Raw genomic sequence first — 22,150 nt, 5'->3', positions numbered from 1 at the left:
GCCCCCACGTCCTCGTACTGGTTTGTACGGGGGCGTGGGGGCGACGCCGCGAGGTGCCCTGCTGAGCGTGCATTCGCTCGCCAGCGGGTCGGGCCGCACCACTACCGCTGATCGAGCGGCCGGCGTCGCTGGTGGACCTCCAGCAGCGACGCCGGCTTCCAGAACCCGTGCACGTCGTAGGTGTCCGCACCGGGCGGCACGATCTCGTCGATCCGGTCCAGCACGTCGTCGGTCAGCACCAGCGAAGCGCCCTCCAGCAACGACTCCAGCTGCTCCATCGTGCGCGGCCCGATGATCGCCGAGGTCACCGCCGGATGCGACGTCGTGAACGCGATCGCGAGAGCGGGCAACGACACCCCCATCTCGTCGGCGAGCTTCGCGAACTGCTCCACGGCCTCGAACTTGGCCGCGTTGCCCGGCAGCGACTCGTCGAACCGCTCCGGGGTGAGCGTCGCCCGGAACGCCTCGGCCGACGCGCCCCGCCGGTGCCTGCCCGACAGGAACCCGCTGGCGAGCGGGCTCCACACCAGCACGCCCATCCCGAGGCGCTGGGCGGTCGGCAGCACCGACCGTTCGATCCCGCGCGCCAGCATCGAGTACGGCGGCTGCTCGGTCCGGAACCGCATCAGCCCCCGGTTGTGCGCCACGTGGTGCGCCTCGACGATCTCCTCGGCCGGGAACGTCGAGCACCCGAACGCCCGGATCTTGCCCTCCCGCACCAAATCGGTGAGCACGGACAGCGTCTCCTCGACGTCGGTCCGGTAGTCCGGCCGGTGCACCTGGTAGACGTCGATCCAGTCGGTGTCCAGCCGCCGCAGGCTGTCCTCGACGGCCCGCACGACGTGGCGGCGCGAGTTGCCGCTGCGGTTGCGCCCCTCCCCCAGCGGGAAGTGCACCTTCGTGGCCAGCACGACGTCGTCGCGCCGGTCCTTGAGCGCCTTCCCGACGATCTCCTCGGACTCCCCGGCCGAGTACATGTCGGCGGTGTCGACGAAGTTGATGCCCGCGTCGAGGGCGCGGTGGATGATCCGCACGCCCTCTTCGTGGTCGTTGTTGGCCACCGAGCCGAACATCATGGCACCGAGGCAGTGGTGACTGACCTCGATGCCGGTTCCCCCGAGAACGCGATAGCGCATGTTCATGGCGAGAACCTACGAAGTAGAGCCGACTCTAGGTCAAGCCTATGCTCGACGACATGGGGTTGAGCATCGGGCAGGTGGCCGAACGCACCGGGCTGAGCGTGCACGCGCTGCGGTTCTACGAGAAGGAGGGCATCCTGGCGCGCCAGGTCCAAAGAGGACCTGGCGGTCGCCGGGTGTACACGCAGCAGGACATCGACTGGCTGCGCATGTGCATCATGCTGCGCATGTCCGGGATGCCGGTGCCGGAGATCCGCCGCTACACCGAACTGGTCCGCCAGGGCGACGGCAACGAACTGCAGCGCCTGGACATCCTGAAGGAACACCAGGAACGCGTCCAGCAGCAGATGGTGCAGCTGCAGGAGTGCATGGACCTGATCACCTACAAGGTCGGCAAGTACCAGGACTACGTCAATTCGATCGCCGTCGAGGCGGTCGGCCAATAGTCTCGTGCCCATGCCTGTCGTGCTCTCGCTGAACGTCGCCCGCAAGGCGATCCCGGTCGACTACGCCCGCGCGGGCGCCACCGGCATCGACAAACGCCCGGTCGACGGGCCGCTGCGGGTCAGCCCGCAGGGTCCCAAGGGGTCTGCGGGCAGCGGCGTCGCCGGTGACTCGATCGTCGACCTGGCCGTGCACGGCGGCGAGTACCAGGCCGTCTACGGCTACGCGCGCGAGGACCTCGACTGGTGGCAGTCCGAGCTGGACGTCCCGCTGCGCAACGGCCAGTTCGGCGAGAACCTGACCACCCAGGGCATCGACCACACGACCGCGCTGGTCGGCGAGCACTGGCGGATCGGCTCGGCGCTGCTGGAGGTCACCGGGTCGCGCATCCCCTGCCGCACGTTCGCCGAGTTCCTCGGGCAGCGCGGCTGGATGAAGCGGTTCACGCAGCAGGCGCGGCCCGGCGCCTACTTCCGCGTGCTCGAGGAAGGCCTGATCGGGCCGGGCGACGAGATCACCGTCGTGCACCGGCCCGCCCACGACGTCACGGTCGAGCTGTTCTTCCGCGCCCTGACCACGGAGGCCGAGCTGCTGCCCCGCCTGCTCGCGGCGGGCGACTCGGTGCCGCCGGAGATCGTCGAGCTGGTGCACAAGCGCTCCGCGGTCGAGCTCGATTCCTAAGCGGGAAAGTTCCTGACCCAGCGCTTCTGCCACGGCGTCTCCACAGCACGCCGGTGGTAGTTCGCGCGCGTCCACGCCACGGCCTCGGTGGCCGGGACTCCGGCGAGCACGGCCAGGCACGAGATCACCGTGCCGGTCCGGCCGATGCCACCGCTGCACGCCACCTCGACCTCTTCGCCGGAGAGCGCCCTGGCGTGCAGGGAGCGGATCAGCCTGATCGCGGCGTCGTGGTCACGCGGAAGGCGGAAGTCCGGCCAGTCGATCCAGTCGTGCGGCCAGGGCACGTCGACCGGCTTCGGCTGCAGGTACACCCCGTACTGCGGGTGTGGCTCCACGAGCTTCCCGTCACGCAGGCCGCGCCCGGTGATCACAGCACCGTCGGGTAGTTCGATCTTCTTCAAGGATTGTGCCCCCAGGCTCCTAAGCGAACAGCAACACTACCAGCGGCGGAATCCCTTCCGCCGCAACGCCTCCCCACGCCTGGTTGCGCGGGCGGCTCAGCGCCAGCTGATCGGCCACCGCCAGCACGACGCTGCCCGCCAGCATGAACCACGAGACGTAGAAGACCAGCGTGCGCCCGACCAGTTCCTGCCCGCCGTGCACCGCGATCAGCCCTGCGATCAGGCCGCACGCCAGGAACAGGTTGTAGAACCCCACCCCGAACGCCCACAGCCGGATCGCCGGCACGTCCCGCGCGGGCTGCCCGAACATCGACTGGTGGACGCGCCCGATCAGGAACGCCTCGCACACCCACACGACGAGGTGCACCAGGGCGGCGACCACGGCGGCGATCTGCGCGACGACGCTCACAGCGTCACCCCGTGGCGGCCCAGCGCCTCCATCCCGTTCTCGGACAGGTCGCGGAAGAACGCACCCATGACCTCTCCCACGGCGAACGCCAGGAACTGCACGGACGGCGTGTGCACGGTGAACGTGTGGGACGCGTTGGGCGGGATCGTGACGGCATCACCGGGAGACAGGTCGAACAGCTCGCCGTCGAGGAACACCGCCATGCGTCCGTGCAGGACGTAGTAGGCCTTCGGCCACGGCGTGCGGTGCGGCGGCGCGACCTCTCCCCGTGGCGCGTCCACCTCGAACAACTCGTAAGCGCCGCCCGTGGACTTCGCCGGGATCCGGACCGTGATCGTCGCGTCGGGCACGGTGAGCACGTCGCCCTCGCCTGTGGTGGTCAGCATGCGCCGAAGCCTCCGCGCGCCCGACGAGCGGAGGTATCCCGGAAAACTGGGATCCCGGACCGCCGGAAGCGGGCGCATACTGCCAACCATGTGGGAGGGTCGGGCGCTCGGCGTGCGACGCGACGTCACGGCACTGGCGAGCGCGGGGCTCGACGTCGCGCGACTGCACGAGGCGGCCATCGCCCTGGTCGGCCGGGTGGTCCCGTGCGAGCTCACCTGCTGGGCGTCGATGGACCCGGACTCGGGCGTCTTCAGCACCATGACCAGCGGCGTCAACCGCATCCCGCAGCAGTACGAGCCGGTGCTCGCGACCTGCGAGTACACGCCCGGCGAACCGCACACCTTCGCGTCGCTGGCGCAGCGCGGCGACACGGTGGCGAGGCTTGAGGACAAGCGGTCGGCACGGCTGAACGAGGTCTGGCGGCCACTCGGTCTCAGTCACGAACTGCGGTCGTTGTTCCGCGCCGACGACACCTGCTGGGGCGGGGCGGGAATGGTGCGCACCAAGGAGTTCAGCGACCGCGAACTGGAGTTCATGACGTGGGTGGCACCCGCTCTGGGAGCCGCCACCCAGGTCGCGGCGCGCACTTCGGCCCGCCGGACCGGCGCTCCGGCCATCGTCGTGGTCGCCGGTGACGGCACGATCCGGGCCTCGACCGCGTCCGCCGCACGGTGGCGCGACGAACTGGAGGACGTCGCGCCCGGCCGGTTCGCGGTGATGCTGCGGGCCGCGGCGGCCGGAGCGCGTTCGGGGACGTTCAGGGCGAGGCTCCGCGACGCGCACGGCGGCTGGATCCTGCTCGAGGCGAGCGAACTCGTGGGCGACGGGCCCGGCGACGGCGGAACGGCCGTGACGATCAGCCGGGCGTCGGGCGCCGACCTGCTGGGACTGCTGCTCAAGGCGCACGGCGTGACCAGCCGCGAGGAGGACGTCTGCCACGAGGTGCTGGCCGGGCAGCCGACGTCCGGGATCGCGGCGCGGCTGGCCATCTCGCCCTACACCGTGCAGGACCACCTCAAGTCGCTCTTCGCCAAGTTCGGGGTGCGCAGCCGGGCGGAGCTGGTCGCGAAGCTGTCCTGACCGGTGGCGCGAACACAGGACTCTCGGCGGGTCCCCCGGGAGGGGCGCTCTGCCAGCATGGCCGCCATGTACTCCGACCGCGCCCTCGTCATCGGCGCCGGCTTCGCGGGGCTGCTGGCGGCGAGGGTGTTGTCCGAGTCGTACGGCGACGTCGTGCTGGTCGAACGGGACGCGCTCACCACCGACGCCGGCCACCGCGCGGGCCTTCCCAGGGCCCACCACCCGCATCCGCTGCCGGCGCGCGGAGAGCAGGCGCTGGAGGCGCTCTTCCCGAGGATCGGCAGGGAACTGGAGAACGCGGGAGCCGTCCGCGCGGACCTGGGCAGCGACTGCCTGCACCACTTCCCGGCCGGCCCGGCACCGCGCGATCACCTCGGTCTGAGCGTGCTCTCGGTGACGCGCGTGACGCTCGACCGGATCATCCGGCGCCGGGTGCTGCGGCTCGCGAACGTGTCCCTTGTGGACGGTGTGACGATCGACGGCCTGCTGCACGACCGGGGCGCGGTCACCGGAGTGCACGGCAGGCGCGGCGACCGCCCGTTCACCGACTACGCGGACCTCGTGGTGGACGCGTCGGGCCGCGACAGCAAGCTGGTGTCGTGGCTCGCGGAACTCGGTGTGCACTGCCCCGCACCGAGGATCGTCCACGGCCACGTCACCTGTTCCTCGCGCCTCTACGAGGTGAACCGGGACCTGGAGCTCGGCTGGAAGAACGCCTGCGAGATCACCCACCTGCCCGGCACGGCACGCGGCGGCGCGGTGTCCTCTGTGGACGGATCGCGCTGGCTCGTGACGCTGTTCGGCGCGGAGGGCGACCCCGCGCCGGCGGATGACGACGGTTTCCTCGACCACGCCACGAGCCTGCGGTGCCAGGGCATCGCGGAGATCGTCAAAACGGCCACTCCCGCGTCGGCGATCCACCACGCCGGCACCCCGCGCACCCGCTGGAACCGCTTCCACCAGGTCCCCGACTGGCCGCGCGGCCTGCTCGCGATCGGCGACTCGGTGGTCTCGCTCGATCCCGTGCACGGACACGGCCTGACGGTCACCGCCCTGAACTGCGCGGACCTGCGTGCGCTGGTCCGGGAACACGACCTGGCCGGCGAGCCGCTGGTGTTCCAGCGCGGTCGCCAGGGCCGCCAGGTTCCCGTGGACGTTCGCGACGACCGCCGATCTCGGCCGGGCCACCAGGACACTCCCGCTGCGGAGGCGCCTGCTGCGGTGGTACTCCGGCCGGGTGCTCGGGGCGATTCCCGGCAACCGGCGGGTCTACCGCGCGTACGTCCGCGTCTCGCAGCTGGCCTGCCACCCGGTGGCCCTGCTCAGTCCGGCGGTGCTGGTCCGCGTGCTGCCGGCGAAGAAGCTCAGCGGACGGCGCCCTCGGGCCACAGCACCGTGACCGGAACGCCCCTCGATCGCGCGTAGGCCACCACGTCGGCCGTTCCACCGGGGCCGCGTCCCGGCAGCCCGTCCCACACCGCGAGCAGGGCGTCGGACTCGTCGACCATCCGCTTGCCCGCCTCCATGTAGGCGTGCGGATCGGGCGTGACGTGCTCCAGTTGCACGACCTTGCCCGCCTGCGCGAGCAACGCGTCGTAGACGGGCCCGTAGGCCTCGGGCAACGTCTCGCGGTACCGCGCCGCCGGCAGCACCGCGACCAGTGCCCCGCCCGCGTCCAGCACGGCCTGCGCGAACACCGCGTCCGCTCCGTCCGCGAGGCACGACACACCGATCACGGAGCCGTTCTGCGCCACCGCGGCGCGGATCATCCGGTCGATCTCGGCCTCCAGTTCCGCGGTGAGTCCACGATGTCCGGTGATGGCGAGCCGCGTCGTCATCACCGGAGAATATGCGGACGACGGACCGCGTCGCCCGCGACTCCCGCGTCATCCTTCGCCGCGGCCGGCCTGGTTCCGCTCGGCGATGGCCAGGTAGTGGGTGTTGGTCATGACCCCGAGGATGTTGCCGAACGGGTCGACGACCGACGCCGTCACGAACCCCTCGCCGCGCACACGGGGTTCGTCGTGGAGCTTGGCGCCCAGTTCCAGCAACCTCTCCAGCGTGCCGTCGAGGTCGTCGACCGCCCAGTACAGGATCTGGCCCGCCGGTCCGTCGGACGGCGTGACCTCGAAGCGGCGGTTCACCAGGCCGAGTTCGGCCTGGTAGTCGCCGATGCGGAACTCGACGTAGGCGAGCACGCCGTCCGGGGTGCTCCGCTCGAAGTAGGCGTCGACGCCGAGGAACGACGCGTACCAGTCGCGGGCCTCGGTCAGGTCGTCGGCGAAGTAGGACACGGTCGACATGCCTCGCAACACAACTGCCTCCAGGTGGTTCTCGTTCGGTTGTGTTCTCAGCTTCCGCCGTAAAGTGCTCATCCAATGAGCACTTTCAGCGGAAATCTGGAGACATGCGCGCAGACCGTCTAGTCGCCACTTTGCTGCTGATGCAGGCCCGCGGCCGGGTGACCGCCGCCGAACTGGCCGAAGAGCTCGAAGTCTCCAACGCCACCGCGAGGCGCGACCTCGAAGCGCTGTCCGCGGCGGGGGTGCCCGTGTACCCCCAGCCGGGGAGAGGCGGGGGCTGGTCGCTGGTCGGTGGTGCCCGCACCGACCTGAGCGGCCTGACCTCGGCGGAGGCCCAGGCGTTGTTCCTGGTCGCCGGACCGGCCGCGTCCGTCGCGCCGGAGATCAAGTCGGCCCTGCGCAAGCTGGTCCGCGCGCTGCCGCAGACGTTCCGCGCCGAGGCCGAGGCCGCCGCGGACGCGACGATCGTCGACACGGCGGCGTGGGGCGAGGACACCAAGGACCGGCCGGCCCTCGCCGGCACCCTGCAGCAGGCCGTCGTCAAACAGGTGCGGGTGCGGCTGACCTACCAGAAGCGGGGCGAGGCGCCGAAAGAGCGCGAGGTCGACCCGTGGGGCCTCGTCGACAAGGACGGCACCTGGTACTTCATCGCCGGGACCAGCGACGGGCGGCGCACGTTCCGGCTCGATCGCGTCGTGGACGTCTCCCTCACCGGCACCCCGTCCTCCCGCCCTGCCGATTTCGAGCTCGCCGGCGCCTGGGACGAGGTCGTCACGACGATGGAGGCGAGACGGTCGGAGACGTCGGCGACCGTGCTCGTGCCCACGAGGTTCCTGGGCGTCTTCCAGCACCAGCACGGACGCCACTGCACGGTCGTCGAGGAGCAGGGCGAGCACACGAAGGTGGAGCTGACGGCGCCGCGGCCGCTCGACATCGCCCGCAACGTCGCCGGGTGGGGCGGCCTGATCACCGTGGAGTCGCCCGAGGTGGAGGAACACCTGGCGCGCATCGGCGCCGAGCTCGTCAGCCGATACCGGCGTGCTGCTCCAGCCGGGCCAGCCGGGACATGATCATCTCCAGGACCTTCGCCGCGTCCGGAGTGGCCTGCTGCTGCTTCTTCAAATGGACGATGCCCGCGAGTGCCGTCTGCACGGCGCGGCGCGTGCCCTTGATGTCCGCGCCCAGCTCGCGCAGTTCCTCGCCGCCCTTGCCGTCCGGTTCGGCCACGATGCCGAGCAGCAGGTGTTCGCAGCCCACGTAGTTGTGCCCCAGCGCGATGGACTCGGTGACGGCGAGTTCCAGCGCCGCGGCGGCGTCGTCGGCGAATCCGGTTTTCCCGCCCACGTCCGGGGGAATGGAGTAAGCGAGGCCGTCCGGCGCGATGTCGATCGCGCGGAGCACGTCCAGAGCCAGGTTCCCGCCCTCCTCGACGATCCCGCGCAGGAGGTGGGACGTGCCGATCTTCCTGCCCTGGGAGCGCTCCGCGGCGATCTGGAGCACCTTCCACGCGCGGTCGGTGAAGTGAGGGAACTTGTCGCGTCCGAGGTCTTCGACGGTGAGCGCCCGGATCGCCATGATCCGCTTGACCGAGCCTTCGAGGGCTCTCTGGCAGATCGCCGAGACCGGAATGTTCATGTCTTTGACGGAATCGGCGAGGTCGTCGGGGAGGTAGACGTTGATTTTCGGCATAACCCCATGTCTACCCCCAAGTGGGGTTATGGTCAACGGCGAACGCGGCAACCGTCACACTTGTGAGTGATCAGAGGGGACGGGAGCACCCGCGTGGAGGAGAGCAGCAGGCTGATCGGAAGCCGCTACCAGTTGAAGCAGAAGGTCGGCCAAGGGGCGATGGGAGTCGTCTGGCAGGCCTACGACGAGCAACTACAGCGCGTGGTCGCCGCCAAGGAGCTGCTCGCGCTGGACGGCCTCGACGACGCCAGGGTGGAGCGCGCCAAGGCCAGGGCCATGCGAGAGGCCCGCCTCGCCGCCCGGCTGGAGCACCCGAACGCCATCCGCGTCTACGACGTCGTGGAGGAGGACGGCCGCCCCTGGCTGATCATGGAGTACCTCCCCTCCCGCAGCCTCGCCGCCGTGATCGCCGAGCAGGGCACGCTGCCACCGCGTGAGGTGGCCCGCATCGGGTGCTACACGGCCGCCGCCCTGGCCGCCGCGCACCGCCACGGCATCCAGCACCGCGACGTGAAGCCCGGCAACGTCCTGATCGGCGACCAGGAAGTCAAGATCACGGACTTCGGCATCTCCCGTGCCACCGGCGAGGACGCCACCGCCACCGCGACGGGCACCGTCGGCACCCCGGCCTTCTTCTCCCCCGAGGTGGCCCGCGGCGAGGACGCAGGGCTTCCTTCCGACGTCTTCTCACTGGGCGCCACGCTCTACAACGCCGTCGAGGGCGGCCCGCCGTTCGGCACCGCGGACAACAACCTCGTGATGCTGCACCGCGTCGCCAGCGGCTCGATCATGCCGCCGGCCAACGCCGGTCCCCTGCTGTCCCCCGTGCTGTTCCGGCTGCTCGCGACCGACCCCGCACGCCGCCCGACCATGCAGGAGGCGGTCCACCTGCTGGCCGCCGTCGTGAACGAGACGCCGCAGGTCTCCGAGGCGACCGTGGTCATCCCGGCGACGGTCAAGCTCCCGATCGAGGCCCAGCCGGAGGAGAAGGCGAAGCAGGAGGCCGCGGCCGCCGCGGCGGGGCTGGTCGCGGGTGCCGCGGCCGTGGAGGCGGCCGGGCTGACGGCTCCGCCCACCAAGCCCGAACCGGAACCGGAACCGGAACCCGCGCCCGAGCCTGAACCTGAGGCAACGCCCGAGCCTTCCGCCGCGCCCGTGGCGGACGCCGTACCGGCCGCGGCGCAGGAGACACCGGCAGCCGCACCGCCCGTCACCCCGGAACCCCAGCCGACCACCCCGGAGCCGCAAGCGGCCCCGCCCGTCATCCCGGCGCAACCCACCACCCCCGCCCGCCAGACCCTCGTGGCGGGAGGCGCGGCGACCGCTGCCTCGGGCCCACCGGCACGGGTGCCCCCGGCGGAACCGGACGAGAACCGGCGCAAGTTCCCGCTGGTCCCCATCGCGATCGTCCTGCTCGTGCTGGCCGTGGGCGTCGGCTCGTTCCTGCTGTGGCCCAAGGGCGACAAGCAGAACGCGCAGCCGCCCGGCGACGGGCAGTCGTCCTCGAGCACGCCGAACCAGCCCACGAGCGGGCAGACGACGGGCCAGACGGAGCCGCAGCAGCCGGGCACCGGCCAGTCCCAGCCGCCCGCGAGCTCCCAGACGACCCCGCCGGAGAACACACCCAGCCAGACCCAGCAGCCGCCGCCTCCCGCCGGGCCGAAGAACGCCCAGGAGGCGATCACCGCCTACTACGCGCTGATCCCCGGCAACCTCGAGGCCGGCTACGCGTCGCTCACGGACCGGTTCAAGGCGGTACGGACGCCGAGTTTCGCGGACTACCAGCAGTTCTGGGGCAAGTACACCTCGGTGCAGCTGTCGAACTTCGTGCCGCAGGGCGACAACGTCGTGACCGTGACGCTGCAGTACATGCAGGGTTCGGCCGTCAGCACGACCGAGACGCACACGTACACGTTCGTGCAGCAGAACGGCAAGTGGATGATCGACAATCAGGCATGATCACCGCATGACTCGACGCGCTCTCGTCACCGGGGCCTCGCGCGGCATCGGCGCCGCCGTCGCCCACGCGCTGGCTCGGCAAGGCCACCAGGTCGCCGTCCACTACCGCTCCGGCGCGGACGAAGCCCAGGCCGTGGCCGGGAGTCTGCCCGGCGACGGCCACGTCACCGTCCAGGGCGACCTCGGCGCGGACCAGGCCGAGCAGATCGTCAGCGAGACCGTCGAGAAGCTCGGCGGTCTCGACGTCCTGGTCAACAACGCGGGGATCTACTTCCACCACCCCATCGGCACGACGAGCTTCGAGGAGTGGCAGCAGGCCTGGCGCCGCACCATCGAGCTCAACCTGTACGGACCGGCCGACCTCGCCTGGCACGCGGTCCGGCACATGACCCGCGGCGGCCGCATCATCAACGTCGGCTCGCGGGGTGCCTACCGGGGTGAGCCCGACGCCCCCGCGTACGGCGCGGCGAAGGCGGGCCTGCACGCGATGACCCAGTCGCTCGCGCAGTCGCTGGCCCCGCAGGGCATCGCGGTCGCGGGCGTCGCACCGGGCTTCGTCAGGACCGGCATGGTCACCGACCTCCTCGCGAGCCCGGAGGGTGAGTTGATCCGGGCGCAGAGCCCGTTCGGCCGCGTCGCCGAACCGGAAGAGGTCGCCGCGGCCGTGGCGTGGCTGACCACGGAGAACGCGTTGTGGGCCAGCGGCACGATCATCGACGTGAACGGCGCCTCCTACCTGCGGTGATTGCCTGAAAGCCGACCGGAACCAGTTCCGGTACCGAGTCGATCTTCCCGCAACCGGTCTAGACCACTAACGTCGCGGTGGGCGCTCGACGAAGTGGAAGGCCTCCCCTGCAATGCGTTCATTCCGCTCACGCCTCGGTGCCGCCGGCCTAGCGCTGGCCGCCGCCGCGGCGACCTTGACAGTCATGGCGCCTGCCGCGCAGGCCGCCTACCCCGCCGGGTTCAAGAGCGTCGGCTACATGCCGTCGTGGTCCGGCAACGTCAGCACGATTCCCTACAACAAGCTGACGCACATCAACTACTCGTTCGTCCTGCCGAACTCCAACGGCACGCTCCAGGGCGTGCCCGACCCCGGCAAGCTGCAGCAGCTGGTGAGCCTCGGCCACCAGAACGGCGTCAAGGTCTCGATCGCCGTCGGCGGCTGGAACGACGGCAACGACGACAACTTCGAGATCCTCGCGGCCAGCGCGAACGGCCGCACGACGTTCGTCAACGCGCTGATCAACCTGGTCAGCCAGTACAACCTCGACGGCGTCGACATGGACTGGGAGTACCCGGATCCGGGCGTCGAGGGCGACAACTACACGCTGCTGATGCGCCAGCTGGGCGACCAGCTGCACAGCCGCGGCAAGCTGCTCACGGCCGCGGTCGTGAGCGAGGGCGGCACGGCGAACGGCGTGCAGCCCGCGGTGTTCGGCATCGTCGACTGGCTGAACATCATGGCCTACGACGGCGGCAGCCCGCACGCGAACTACGACTGGTCGATCGCGTCGGTCAACTTCTGGAAGAACCGCGGCCTTCCGGCGAGCAAGGCGGTTCTCGGCGTGCCGTTCTACAGCCGGCCGACCTACATCTCCTACCGCGACCTCGTCGCGCAGGACCCGGCCAACGCCAACCGCGACAGCTACAACGGCAACCACTACAACGGTCTTCCGACGATCCGCCGCAAGACCCAGTGGGCGCTGGCCAACGCGGGCGGCATCATGAACTGGGAGCTCTCCCAGGACACGACCGGCAGCACCAGCCTGCTCAACGCCATCTGGGAGACCGCCGGCGGCGGCACCCCGAACCCGCCCACCGGTGGCACCCTCACCGGGATCGGCGGCAAGTGCGTGGACGTGGCCGCGGCGAACTCCGCCAACGGCACCGCGATCCAGCTCTACACCTGCAACGGCACCAATGCCCAGCAGTGGACTCGCAACGGAGCCACGTTGCGAGCCCTGGGCAAGTGCCTGGACGCGTCCGGCACCGGCAACGGCGCGGTGACCCAATTGTGGGACTGCACGGGCGCGGGCAACCAGCAGTGGACGGCCGAGGCCAACGGCCAGCTGCGCAACGTGGCGTCAGGACGGTGTCTCGACGCCACCGGCAACAGCTCCGCCGACGGAACCAGGCTTCAGCTCTGGGACTGCGCCGGCACCGCCAACCAGCGGTGGACGCTCAACGCCTGAAGATCCTGACCTCAGGAACTTCAAGCCGATGACGCAGGCGATGATCCCGGTGAGGAACACGATCTTCCACGCGGAGACCGCTTCCTCGCCGGTGATCATCGCCCACGTCACCGTCAGCGCCGCGCCGACGCCGACCCACACGGCGTAGGCGGTCCCGACCGGAATTCGTTTCATGCCAACGGAAAGCCCGACCATGCTCAGCGTCGCGGCGATCACGAAGAGCACGTAGGCCCCTTGGGACAACGCCGTCGCCCACACCGCTTCGAGCACGGCACTGCCCAGCAACACGGCCCAGTGCATTCAGCTCACCACCTTCAGGCCCGCGACGCAGCCGATCAACGCGACCAGCAGCAACGCCTTGGCCACCCCGAGCCTCTCCTCACCGCGCAGCACCGCGACGAGCACCGTGAGCACGGCCCCCACGCCGACCCACACCGCGTACGCCGTGCCGACCGGGATCCCGCGCATCGCCCACGCGAGTCCGACGACGCTCAGCGTCATCGACACGGCGAACACCACCACCGGCCAGAACCGGCGGAAACCCTTCGACGCCGAGAGCGCCGTGGCCCACACGGCCTCCAGCACCCCGGACGCGATCAGCACCACCCAGTACATTGGTACGACCGTACCAGAAAAGCGCGATCCGGGCGGCTACGATCACGTGATGTGGCCCCCAGCCTGGAGGACCTGCTGGTAGTAGGCGTCGCGTCGAGCGCTCTGTTCGACCTGACCGCGTCCGACGCCGTCTTCCACACCGAGGGCGAACAGGCCTACCGCGCCTACCAGGAAACGCACCTGGACGAACCGTTCGCCGCGGGCGTCGCGTTCCCGTTCCTGCGCCGCCTGCTGAGCCTCAACGCGCTGGCACCGCTGGTCGAGGTGATCGTGCTGTCGCGCAACTCCCCCGACACGGGCCTGCGCATCCTGAGGTCGGCAGCCCACCACGGCCTCGGGATCACCCGCGCGATCTTCACCGAGGGCCGCGCACCGCACGAGTTCATGCCGGCCCTGAACATGTCGTTGTTCCTGTCCGCCAACGAGAACGACGTCCGCAAGGCGACCCTCGCCGGTCTCCCGGCCGGCCAGGTGCTCAAGTCGTCGTTCCGGGACGACGACGATCCGGCGCTGCGGATAGCGTTCGACTTCGACGGCGTGCTCGCCGGCGACGCGTCCGAGCGGGTCTACCAGAGCGGCGGCCTCGACCAGTTCCAGCAGCACGAGGCCACGAACGTCGTCACGCCACTGGATCCCGGTCCACTGCGGAACTTCCTCGCGGGCGTCAACCGGATCCAGCGGCAGGCCGAGGACCGCATCCGGGTCTCGGTGGTGACCGCCCGGTCCGCCCCGGCCCATGAGCGCGCGATCAACAGTCTCAAGGCGTGGGGCCTCACGGTGAACGACGCGTTCTTCCTGGGAGGGTTGGAGAAGGCGCCGATCCTGGACGTGCTGAGGCCGCACATCTTCTTCGACGACCAGCGCGGCCACCTGATCCAGACGGTGCCGTGCGTGCACGTCCCGTTCGGCGTGACGAACGAGTGATCAGCCGAGCTGCCTGGCCGTGTCCGCGTGGAACGAGACGAGCTCGGGCATCGGCACGGGCTTGCGGCTGGTGCCCGCGATGTCCGCGGAGCCCTCGGCCGACCACAGCGGCGGGTACGTCGTGATCCCCTCCCGCAGTCCGAGCGCCGCCACCTCCGCCTGCCAGGACGGCCAGAACACGGTCGAGTAGTACTCCGGCAGACCGCCGCCCAGCATGCACATCAACCAGTGGCTGTAGCCGCCGTCGAAGGTCTCCCACTCCAGCGTGTCCGGCGCGAAGTAGACGATCTGCCCCGGCTCGCCCGGCCTGCCGGAACCCGCGGGATCCATGCCGTTCAACGCGAACTCACCACCCAGCACGTCGTGCGCGACGACGAGCCCGGCTGGTGGCGCCCACGAGGGATCGACCTCGGCGGGAAACCCGTTCACCTCGGCCAGACCCGCCAGCTCGCCACCTGACCCGCCGTACACGCGCAGCCAGCCGTGGTGCAGCACCAGCCCACCGCTGTTCAGCACGACCGCACCCAGCAACGAGCGTGCGGTCACCTGCAGCTGCAGCAACGTCGCCCGGCACGCGCCCGGATCCGCTGGCAGCACCACGCATTCAGTCGGCCCGGCCTCGACTGCCTCCAGGACGGCCGGCCAACCGGGATCGTCCACTTCGGTCAGCTCGGCGATGTCGCGCACGGTTCCCCCAAGGAAGAAGCCCGGCCACCCCACACGGGACGACCGGGCTTGATCCTAAGGGCTACTTCGCGAGACCGTCCTCGATCGCCTTGATGATCGCCGGCCGCAGCTGCGCCGCCGAGATGATCGCGTCGACCGCCCCGACCTCGACCGCGCGCTGCACGCTGTGCACCCGGTCGAACTCGGCGGCCATCTCGTTCAGCTTCTCGGTCCGCACCGACTGCCGCGTCGAGGCCAGCTCGGTGGTCAGGGCCGACCGCTCGGCACCGGAGGCCTCGGCCACCGCGGACTCCAGCTTCTTCACGCGCGGGTCGTTGGCCGTGCGGCCGTCGACCTCACGGGCGAACACCACGGCCGCGGCGGGCGCGCCGCCGATGACCGAGGCGAACGAGCCCTCTACTGCGAGCACCGTCATGGACGGGTTCAGGGCCTTGGAGAAGACCACGAACGCGCCGCCGTGGTACCGCGAGATCACGGTGAACACGATGGGGCCGCGGAAGTTGACGATCGCGCGGCCGATCTCGGCGCCGTACTCCAGCTGCAGTTCCCGCATCGACTCCGGCGAGCCGTCGAAGCCGGACAGGTTCGCCAGCACGACGAGCGGGCGGTTGCCCGAGGCCGCGTTGATCGCGCGGGCCGCCTTCTTCGACGACTTCGGGAACAACGTGCCGGCGGTGTAGGTGTCCGGGCCGTCGGTGGGCGGGAAGCCGGTGCGGGCGACACCGCGCGACTCGACGCCGAGCAGCGTCACCGGGATGCCGCCGAGGTGCACGTCCTGGACGACGGCGGTGTCGGCGTCGGCCATGCCGGCCCAGCGCTCCAGCACCTCGTGGTCCTGGTCGGACAGGGCGCGCATGACGGTGCGGATGTCGAACGGCTTCTTGCGGTCCGGGTTCGACTCGATCGAGAAGATCTCGCCGACGGTGGTGAACGGGCTGTCTCCCACCACGTGCGGGTACGAGGAGACGTCGCGGTCAGACGGGTCCGAAGTGGACACCCGGCGCGGACCTGCCTCGCCCGGCGCGATGTAGCTGTGCTCGTAGTGCCCGAGCAGCACGTCGAACGCCGAGCGCAGGTTCGGGGCCCAGTACTGCGCCTGGCCGTTCGGGCCCATGACGCGGTCGTAGCCGCCGATGCCGTAGTTGTCCTCGGCCGAGACGCCACCGGAGAAGTCGAGCGCCTGCTTGCCGGTCAGCACCATCGCCGAGTCCGGGGTCATGACCAGGATGCCCTTGGTGTGCATGAGCATCGTGGCCTCGGCGTTCCAGTACGGCTGGGCGCCGACGTTGATGCCGTTGACGACGACGTTGATCTCACCACCGGCCTGCGTGAACTCGACGATCCGCTTCAGCGCCGCGGCCACCCAGTCCATGTTCTCGACACCGGAGCTCATCGAGATCTTCGCGCCGGAGGACAGCGAGAACCACTCCAGCGGAACGGAGAGCTCCTCGGCCAGGTCGATGGCGTGGATCACCCGCGAGCACTCGGGCTCAGCCAGCGCGCCCAGCGACTTCGTCGGGTCGCCGAGCAGCACCACGCGCTTCACGCCCTCGGGGTACGCGGGCGTCGGCGTGGTCACGACACCGACGACGATGCCGGCCTTGTTGCCACCGCGCGGGCGGTCGACCGGCACCAGCGCACCGTCGACGAGGTCATGCTCCACGAAGGACCCGCCGTCGCCGACGAGCATGTCGACCAGCTCGTACGGGTAGATCGTGCCCCGCGACTGGGCGCGCAGGACGTTCTGACGGTAGTCGTCCAACGGCTGGATCGCGTTCGTCGGCGGCTGCACGAACGAGAACCGCACACCGGAACCGGCGTCGTTGGCGATCCGCACCGCGATGTCGGAGACGTCACCGGACGCGGGGTCGCGGCGGCGGGCCAGGAACAGGACCTCTTCGAGGTCCAGGCCGGCCGTCGTCGGCAGGACGCGCTGAGCGACCGCGTCCAGGTCCTTCGACCCGAGCTCGGTGGGCGGCCACGCGTAGAGCACCACGCGGTTCGTGGCCAGGCGGGTGCGGCCACCGGCCTGTGCGCGAGCCCTGCGGATGCCGTCCAGGCAGGTCGCCAGGACGTCCTCGGCGGCGGGCAGGGCCACGATCCGGCCCTCGTCGTCGCGCAACGGCGTCAGGTCGCGGACCTGGCCCAGCGCGACGAGGCGCTCGTCGGACTTGTTCGCCTTGGCCACGGCGCGGAACAGGTAGACGTCCTCGTCCACTGAGGACAGCCGGGTGAGGTCGAACTCCCGCAGCCGCTCCAGCTGCATGCGTTCGGCGATGCGCGGGTGCAGCCCGCGCACCAGCCTCTCCTCCGCGAACCCGTTGGACGACGGGCGGAACGTGAAGTGGTGGTGCATCGACTCACCGCGGCGGCCCGCCACCGTGGTGGTGATGCGGGTGATCGTCGGCGGCAGCTGGTGCGCGGCCAGGGCGGCACCCAGACCGGCGGCCATCTCGTCCTGGTCGGACGGACCGCCGGGCCAGTTGACGTAGATGTCCGCGACGACCGCGCTTCCGGTGCCGTGCTTGACGACGTCACCGATGGCGTCGGTCAGCGACGGGAACTCCACCGCGGTCGAGACGAGGCGGGTCTGCTCCGGCTCGTTCTCCGCGATGAAGAACGCGCCGTGCACGCGCGGGTTCTCCAGCGCCTTCTTGGTGTAGTAGCGGCGGGCCAGCACCTCCAGCAGCGGGGTGTTGTCCGCGCCGGGCTTGCCGATGCGCTGGCCGAGCAGGCGCACCAGCGGTTCGGCCGACGCCACCATCGCGACGATCCGCTCCTCGCGGTCCTCCGCCCGCGGGTGCGCGTCGAGGTGGATCAGGTGCTTGCGGACCTCGCTGTGCACGCGGGCGCGGTTGCGGCGCACCAGCGGCTGGGCGAACCAGGTGAACACGACGCTGCGGGCGAGGTCGGCCACCGCCGGGTAGCGGACCTGCGTCGCGGCGACGATGTGCTCCAGCACCAGGCCGATCCGGACCCGCTCCGACTCGACCGGCGGCGCCTCCTGCACCCACTGGCGCAGCACGGTCGTCGCGACGGCCGCGTCGAACACACCGCGGCGCAGCGCCACGAAGATCCGGAAGACGGCCTGCTCCAGCTCCGGGGTGCGGTCGAGCTCGGTGATGCCGTAGTGGCCGATCACGCTCTGCAGGCGGGCGCGGAAGCTCTCCGGCAGCGCCGCGCGGTCGGCGTCGAGCGTCTTGAGATAGGTGTGGAAGTGCTCGCGCGGGGAGTGGATGTGGTTCTCCGGCTTGGAGTCCTCACCGGCGGGACGGTTGCGCGAGAGGTCGCACAGGTCGGCGAAGATGCCGAGCAGCTCGGCCTCCTGGACCAGCGGCCGCTCCGGCAGGTCGTGCCGCGCGCTCATGTAGTCCTTCAGCACGCGCTCGGTGTCGGCGGCGGTGGTGTCGAAGCCCAGCAACAGGTTGCGCAGGTCGTCGATGCCGCTGGCGACGAGCTCCTCCGGACGGACGTCCGTGCGCGGCGCGGGCAGCTCCAGCTCGACCGCCGACTCGGACTTCCGCTCCTCGACGGCGCCGGCCTCGTCCTCGATCTCCTCGAGCTTCAGCAACGCGCCACCGGCGGGCACCTGGGTGCCGACGACGACGTTCAGCTCCCTGAGCCGGGCGCGGAACGGCGCGCGCAGCACCGTCTCCATCTTCATCGCCTCGAGCACCAGGACCGGGGCCCCGGCCTCGACCTCGGCACCGACCGCGAGCGGCGTGGCGACGACGAGCGCGGGCATCGGCGAGCGCAGGACACCGCCCTCGTCACGGGTGACCCGGTGGGTGACCCCGTCGACCTCGACCTGGTGGACCGGGCCGTGCGTGCCGGTGACGACGCGGAACCGCTCGCCGTTGACGGTGATCTGGCCGACGTGGTGGTCGAACCGCTCGACGTCGACGTCCGCGGTCAGCACCGTCTCGGAGTCTGCGGCGGACACGCCGACGCGGTAGCTCGCGGCGCCGACGCGGGCGACGGTCACGACGTACGGCTGGCCGCGCAGCACGAACTCCAGCTTGACCGCGCCCTCGTGGTTCGTGCGCGGCTGGCCGCCACGGGCGGACGCCAGCAGTTCCGTGCGGTTGATCTGCTCCTCGTCCTCGTACACCTCGATGCCGGCGGCCGCCAGGGCGATCGCGGAGTGGCGGTGCGAGACCAGGCCGCCGTCGGCGCGGACGCGGTCGATCCACGAGGTGTCGGCGGAGCCGTCGATCACGGCGGGCTCGTCGAGCAGGTCGAGCACGAAGCTCTTGTTGGTCGTGCCGCCCTCGATGATGACGGTCGTCTCGGCCATGGCGCGGCGCAGCTTGCCCAGCGCCTCGTCGCGGTTGCGGCCGTAGGCGATGATCTTCGCGATCATCGAGTCGAAGTCGGCGGGGATCTGCGAGCCCTCGGCCACGCCCGTGTCGACGCGGATGCCGGGGCCGGCGGGGAGTTCCAGCCGAACGATCGTGCCGGGGCACGGCGCGAAGTCGCGGTCCGGGTCCTCGGCGTTCAGACGGGCCTCGACGGCGTGGCCGAGCTCGACCGGCTTCTCGCCCTCGAGCCTGCCGCCGCCCGCGACGTGCAGCTGGGCCTTGACCAGGTCGAAGCTCGTGGTGATCTCGGTGATCGGGTGCTCGACCTGCAGGCGGGTGTTGACCTCGAGGAACGCGAAGAGCTTCTCACCGGGGTGGTAGAGGAACTCGACGGTGCACGCGCCGCGGTAGCCCACCGCGTTCGCGAGCCGCTCCGCCGACGTCTTCAACTCGTCGACCTGGTGCTGCTCCAGCACGCAGGAGGCCGACTCCTCGATGATCTTCTGGTTGCGCCGCTGCACCGAGCAGTCGCGGACGCCGAGCGCCCACGCCGTGCCCTGTCCGTCGGCGATGACCTGCACCTCGACGTGCCGGGCGCCGGTGACCAGGCGCTCCAGGAACATCACGCCGGAGCCGAACGCGCGCTCGGCCTCCATGCTGGTGCGGTCGAAGTTCTCCTCCATCTCGGCGGGCGAGGTGATCTTGCGGATACCCCGGCCACCACCACCGGCGGTCGCCTTGAGCATCAGCGGGTAGGTGACCTCCTCGGCCACCTTCAAGGCGTGCTCGAGGTTCTCGACGGCACCGCGCGACCACGGCGCGACCGGGACCCCGACCTCCTCGGCGATCAGCTTCGAGCCGATCTTGTCACCGAGCTTGCGCATGGCCTCGGCGGACGGGCCGACGAACGTGACGCCGACCTTCTCGCACAGTTCGGCGAACTCGGGGATCTCGGCGACGAAGCCCCAGCCGACCCACGCGGCGTCGGCCTTGGTCTCGACGAGCGCCTTCTCCAGCACCTGCAGGTTCAGGTACGGACGGTCCGCCGCCAGGCCGAGGTTGTAGGCGAGGTCGGCTTCTCGGACGAACGGCGCCGACTTGTCGACATCGGTGTACAGGGCGACGGTCTCGATCCGTTCCCCTGACTCGGCGGCGAGTTCACGGACGGCGTGGATCAGCCGCATTGCGGCTTCCCCGCGGTTGACGATCGCTACACGACTGAACAACGACTTCTCTCCTCGCGGACAGACAACCTCAGCGGCAGTCGCCGCCCAATCGATGTACACACTCTCGTCTACTACCCGGTAACAAAACCGCTGGAGCGGAACGAGTTGAGCAGCGTGCTTTGTATGAAACCAACAAGGCACCAGGTCCTCGGCACAGCTTCACTTGAGCCCGTGTCCGAACTCACGACCAGGGGTGTCGGCGCGATCACAGAGGTGTTCTGACCGAAAGAGCGCGGGTCCTCCCCCTTGTCCGCGTCGAGGGAGGACCCGCCGGGTTCAGGACTGCGGAACCCTGATCACGGTCCCGGGGGTGATCACGTTGGGGTCCGTGATGGCGTGCGGGTTGGCCCGCACCAGGCGCGGATAGAGGTTGCCGGCGCCGTAGAACTGCGTCGCGATCCCCCACAGCGTGTCACCGGGCTTGATCTCGTACTCCTGGTAGACCCGGTAGCCGGGCACGATCCGCGGCCCGTACACGACCGGCACGATGATCTTGTCGAGTTCGGCGCCGTCCTCGGGCGAGACCCAGAACACCTCGACGAAGAGCCGGTCGAGCGCGAACGACGCACCCGACACGTCGGCCTGCACCTGGAACTGGCCGTGGCCGCCGGTGCCATCTCCGGCCGTGAACCCGCCCACGACCTCGTCGTGACCCTCGTGGATCCGGTAGTTGAACTGAGCCTCGAACGCTCCGCCCGCGGTGCCGGCGATGTGGACGTGGCTCCCGACCAGGCCCTGCGGCCGGGGCTGCTGGATGTCGATGGACATGTTTCCCCTTCCTCCACCAGTAGGTCGCGGGGAGGGAGGAGGTCGTTGCCGGGGATCACCCCGCTGGCGCAACGGCTGGTGGTGGAGGTCGGAGTCGAACCGACTGTGCACGGGGCTCCCGTTTTACAGACGGGCGGGGCTCCACAGCCCCATCTCCACCATTGTTCGACCACTTTTCGAGCACACGAAAAAGCCGCCCTCACCCGTTCTCACGGTGAGGGCGGCTCTCGACGTCGGCGACGCCTTACGGCATCACGACGGAGAGCCTGACCTGGGCGGATAGCTGAGATAGCGGCGCATGCGGCTCACCTTGCCGGAGCGTCCCCGCGGCGGTCAACCATTTATCCCGGCATTCGCGGGAACAGCAAGGACCACGCCGACCGCTTCTTGCGCGAGGTGCTCGGCCCGGTCCTGGCCCGCGTGCTCGGCCCCGAACCGGCCGGAGCGCCCACGATGACCGGCATGGAGGTGCTCCGGGAGTTCATCCCGGCCGTCACCGGGTAGCCACCCTGCATGCGACCAGTTCAAACGGCAGCCTCAGCGGTGGGAGCGGCGTTCCTGCTCGTCGGTGTGCTCGGCTTCATCCCGGGCATCACCACGCACTACGACGAGCTGAGCTTCGCCGGCCACTCAGGCGCCCTCCTGTTCGGCCTCTTCGCCGTCTCCGTGCTGCACAACCTCGTGCACCTGCTGTTCGGCGTGCTCGGCCTGCTCGCCGCGAAGCGGGCCCAGTTCGCCCGTGCGTTCCTCGTGGCGGGCGGTGGCCTCTACGTGTTCCTGTGGGTGTACGGCTCGGCGATCGGCGAGCACACCGCCGCGAACTTCCTGCCCGTCAACACCGCCGACAACTGGCTGCACCTCGGCCTCGGCGCGGGCATGATCGTGCTCGGCATCGCGACGACCGCCGTCGAACGCGCGCGCAGCAACTCGCCCGTCAACTGA

At 70.3% G+C, this 22,150-nt stretch carries 22 protein-coding genes and 1 tRNA gene; 10 read left to right on the top strand and 13 right to left on the bottom strand.

Annotated elements, in window-relative coordinates:
- Positions 1 to 101: 101 nt before the first annotated feature.
- Positions 102 to 1,136 carry an aldo/keto reductase gene (locus AB0M48_RS38560; RefSeq protein WP_363851989.1) on the bottom strand — a complete coding sequence of 345 codons (1,035 nt, stop codon included), beginning with the start codon at positions 1,134 to 1,136 and terminating at the stop codon, positions 102 to 104.
- Between the two features lie 59 nt (positions 1,137 to 1,195).
- On the opposite strand from AB0M48_RS38560, the gene AB0M48_RS38555 reads away from it, so the two are divergent.
- Entirely contained in the window at positions 1,196 to 1,585 is a 390-nt protein-coding gene (locus AB0M48_RS38555) for a MerR family transcriptional regulator (protein ID WP_363851977.1), read from the top strand.
- A 10-nt stretch (positions 1,586 to 1,595) separates the two neighbouring features.
- Positions 1,596 to 2,264: an MOSC domain-containing protein gene (locus tag AB0M48_RS38550; RefSeq protein ID WP_363851974.1), complete on the top strand. Its 669-nt coding sequence runs from the start codon at positions 1,596 to 1,598 to the stop codon at positions 2,262 to 2,264.
- Here the strand turns inward: AB0M48_RS38550 and AB0M48_RS38545 are convergent.
- Genes AB0M48_RS38545 through AB0M48_RS38535 form a run of 3 tightly spaced genes read right to left on the bottom strand, consistent with a single transcriptional unit; the run spans position 2,261 to position 3,460 of the window.
- Positions 2,261 to 2,656, bottom strand: coding sequence for a protein-tyrosine phosphatase family protein (locus AB0M48_RS38545; protein ID WP_363851986.1), 396 nt, complete (start codon positions 2,654 to 2,656; stop codon positions 2,261 to 2,263). The two genes, AB0M48_RS38550 and AB0M48_RS38545, sit on opposite strands and share 4 nt — an antisense overlap.
- A gap of 28 nt (positions 2,657 to 2,684) precedes the next feature.
- Positions 2,685 to 3,074 carry a DUF1304 family protein gene (locus AB0M48_RS38540; RefSeq protein ID WP_363851971.1) on the bottom strand — a complete coding sequence of 130 codons (390 nt, stop codon included), beginning with the start codon at positions 3,072 to 3,074 and terminating at the stop codon, positions 2,685 to 2,687.
- Entirely contained in the window at positions 3,071 to 3,460 is a 390-nt protein-coding gene (locus AB0M48_RS38535; protein ID WP_363851968.1) for a cupin domain-containing protein, read from the bottom strand. Before AB0M48_RS38535 ends, AB0M48_RS38540 begins: the two co-directional genes overlap by 4 nt.
- An 88-nt stretch (positions 3,461 to 3,548) precedes the next feature.
- On the opposite strand from AB0M48_RS38535, the gene AB0M48_RS38530 reads away from it, so the two are divergent.
- Together AB0M48_RS38530 and AB0M48_RS38525 are read left to right on the top strand one after the other, a co-directional pair.
- Positions 3,549 to 4,541, top strand: a complete 993-nt coding sequence (locus tag AB0M48_RS38530) for a helix-turn-helix transcriptional regulator (RefSeq protein ID WP_363851965.1) — start codon at positions 3,549 to 3,551, stop codon at positions 4,539 to 4,541.
- Positions 4,542 to 4,607: 66 nt separating this feature from the next.
- Positions 4,608 to 5,966 (top strand): FAD-dependent oxidoreductase, encoded by a 1,359-nt coding sequence (locus AB0M48_RS38525; protein WP_363851962.1) that lies wholly within the window; start codon positions 4,608 to 4,610, stop codon positions 5,964 to 5,966.
- Here AB0M48_RS38525 and AB0M48_RS38520 read toward each other — a convergent pair.
- Together AB0M48_RS38520 and AB0M48_RS38515 are read right to left on the bottom strand one after the other, a co-directional pair.
- Positions 5,906 to 6,379: a hypothetical protein gene (locus AB0M48_RS38520; RefSeq protein WP_363851959.1), complete on the bottom strand. Its 474-nt coding sequence runs from the start codon at positions 6,377 to 6,379 to the stop codon at positions 5,906 to 5,908. The two genes, AB0M48_RS38525 and AB0M48_RS38520, sit on opposite strands and share 61 nt — an antisense overlap.
- A gap of 48 nt (positions 6,380 to 6,427) precedes the next feature.
- Entirely contained in the window at positions 6,428 to 6,844 is a 417-nt protein-coding gene (locus AB0M48_RS38515) for a VOC family protein (protein ID WP_363851956.1), read from the bottom strand.
- A 104-nt stretch (positions 6,845 to 6,948) separates the two neighbouring features.
- Here AB0M48_RS38515 and AB0M48_RS38510 point away from each other — a divergent pair, with 104 nt between their 5' ends.
- Entirely contained in the window at positions 6,949 to 7,914 is a 966-nt protein-coding gene (locus AB0M48_RS38510; RefSeq protein WP_363851953.1) for a WYL domain-containing protein, read from the top strand.
- On the opposite strand, the gene AB0M48_RS38505 is transcribed toward AB0M48_RS38510, so the two are convergent.
- Entirely contained in the window at positions 7,868 to 8,533 is a 666-nt protein-coding gene (locus AB0M48_RS38505) for a Clp protease N-terminal domain-containing protein (protein ID WP_363851950.1), read from the bottom strand. The two genes, AB0M48_RS38510 and AB0M48_RS38505, sit on opposite strands and share 47 nt — an antisense overlap.
- 93 nt (positions 8,534 to 8,626) lie before the next feature.
- Here AB0M48_RS38505 and AB0M48_RS38500 point away from each other — a divergent pair, with 93 nt between their 5' ends.
- From AB0M48_RS38500 to AB0M48_RS38490, 3 genes are all read left to right on the top strand, one after another.
- Positions 8,627 to 10,492: a protein kinase gene (locus tag AB0M48_RS38500; protein WP_363851947.1), complete on the top strand. Its 1,866-nt coding sequence runs from the start codon at positions 8,627 to 8,629 to the stop codon at positions 10,490 to 10,492.
- Positions 10,493 to 10,499: 7 nt separating this feature from the next.
- Entirely contained in the window at positions 10,500 to 11,237 is a 738-nt protein-coding gene (locus tag AB0M48_RS38495; protein ID WP_363851944.1) for an SDR family oxidoreductase, read from the top strand.
- A gap of 184 nt (positions 11,238 to 11,421) precedes the next feature.
- Positions 11,422 to 12,687, top strand: a complete 1,266-nt coding sequence (locus AB0M48_RS38490; RefSeq protein WP_363851941.1) for a glycosyl hydrolase family 18 protein — start codon at positions 11,422 to 11,424, stop codon at positions 12,685 to 12,687.
- Here AB0M48_RS38490 and AB0M48_RS38485 read toward each other — a convergent pair.
- Both AB0M48_RS38485 and AB0M48_RS38480 read right to left on the bottom strand, forming a co-directional pair.
- Entirely contained in the window at positions 12,580 to 12,987 is a 408-nt protein-coding gene (locus AB0M48_RS38485; protein WP_363851938.1) for an SMR family transporter, read from the bottom strand. The genes AB0M48_RS38490 and AB0M48_RS38485 overlap by 108 nt on opposite strands.
- The gene (locus tag AB0M48_RS38480) at positions 12,988 to 13,302 is read right to left on the bottom strand and encodes a multidrug efflux SMR transporter (protein ID WP_363851935.1); all 315 of its coding nucleotides are present in this window, start codon (positions 13,300 to 13,302) and stop codon (positions 12,988 to 12,990) included. It lies immediately after the preceding gene.
- A gap of 51 nt (positions 13,303 to 13,353) precedes the next feature.
- Here AB0M48_RS38480 and AB0M48_RS38475 point away from each other — a divergent pair, with 51 nt between their 5' ends.
- Entirely contained in the window at positions 13,354 to 14,226 is an 873-nt protein-coding gene (locus AB0M48_RS38475) for a 5'-nucleotidase (RefSeq protein WP_363851932.1), read from the top strand.
- Here AB0M48_RS38475 and AB0M48_RS38470 read toward each other — a convergent pair whose 3' ends face one another.
- The 4 genes from AB0M48_RS38470 to AB0M48_RS38455 all read right to left on the bottom strand — a co-directional run bounded on the left by AB0M48_RS38470 (position 14,227) and on the right by AB0M48_RS38455 (position 21,368).
- Positions 14,227 to 14,913, bottom strand: coding sequence for a DUF2625 family protein (locus AB0M48_RS38470; protein ID WP_363851929.1), 687 nt, complete (start codon positions 14,911 to 14,913; stop codon positions 14,227 to 14,229).
- Positions 14,914 to 14,974: 61 nt separating this feature from the next.
- Positions 14,975 to 20,440 (bottom strand): carboxyl transferase domain-containing protein, encoded by a 5,466-nt coding sequence (locus AB0M48_RS38465; protein ID WP_363851926.1) that lies wholly within the window; start codon positions 20,438 to 20,440, stop codon positions 14,975 to 14,977.
- Between the two features lie 276 nt (positions 20,441 to 20,716).
- Positions 20,717 to 21,208: a Gmad2 immunoglobulin-like domain-containing protein gene (locus tag AB0M48_RS38460; RefSeq protein ID WP_363851923.1), complete on the bottom strand. Its 492-nt coding sequence runs from the start codon at positions 21,206 to 21,208 to the stop codon at positions 20,717 to 20,719.
- Positions 21,209 to 21,284: 76 nt separating this feature from the next.
- Positions 21,285 to 21,368 (bottom strand) — tRNA-Tyr (locus tag AB0M48_RS38455).
- A 353-nt stretch (positions 21,369 to 21,721) separates the two neighbouring features.
- On the opposite strand from AB0M48_RS38455, the gene AB0M48_RS38450 reads away from it, so the two are divergent.
- Positions 21,722 to 22,150, top strand: coding sequence for a DUF4383 domain-containing protein (locus AB0M48_RS38450; protein WP_363851920.1), 429 nt, complete (start codon positions 21,722 to 21,724; stop codon positions 22,148 to 22,150).

Source organism: Lentzea sp. NPDC051208 (assembly GCF_040682435.1).
Lineage (GTDB): Bacteria > Actinomycetota > Actinomycetes > Mycobacteriales > Pseudonocardiaceae > Lentzea > Lentzea kristufekii.
The sequence above is the reverse complement of the archived record's forward strand: the minus strand, read 5'-3'. Positions and strand labels throughout refer to the sequence as shown.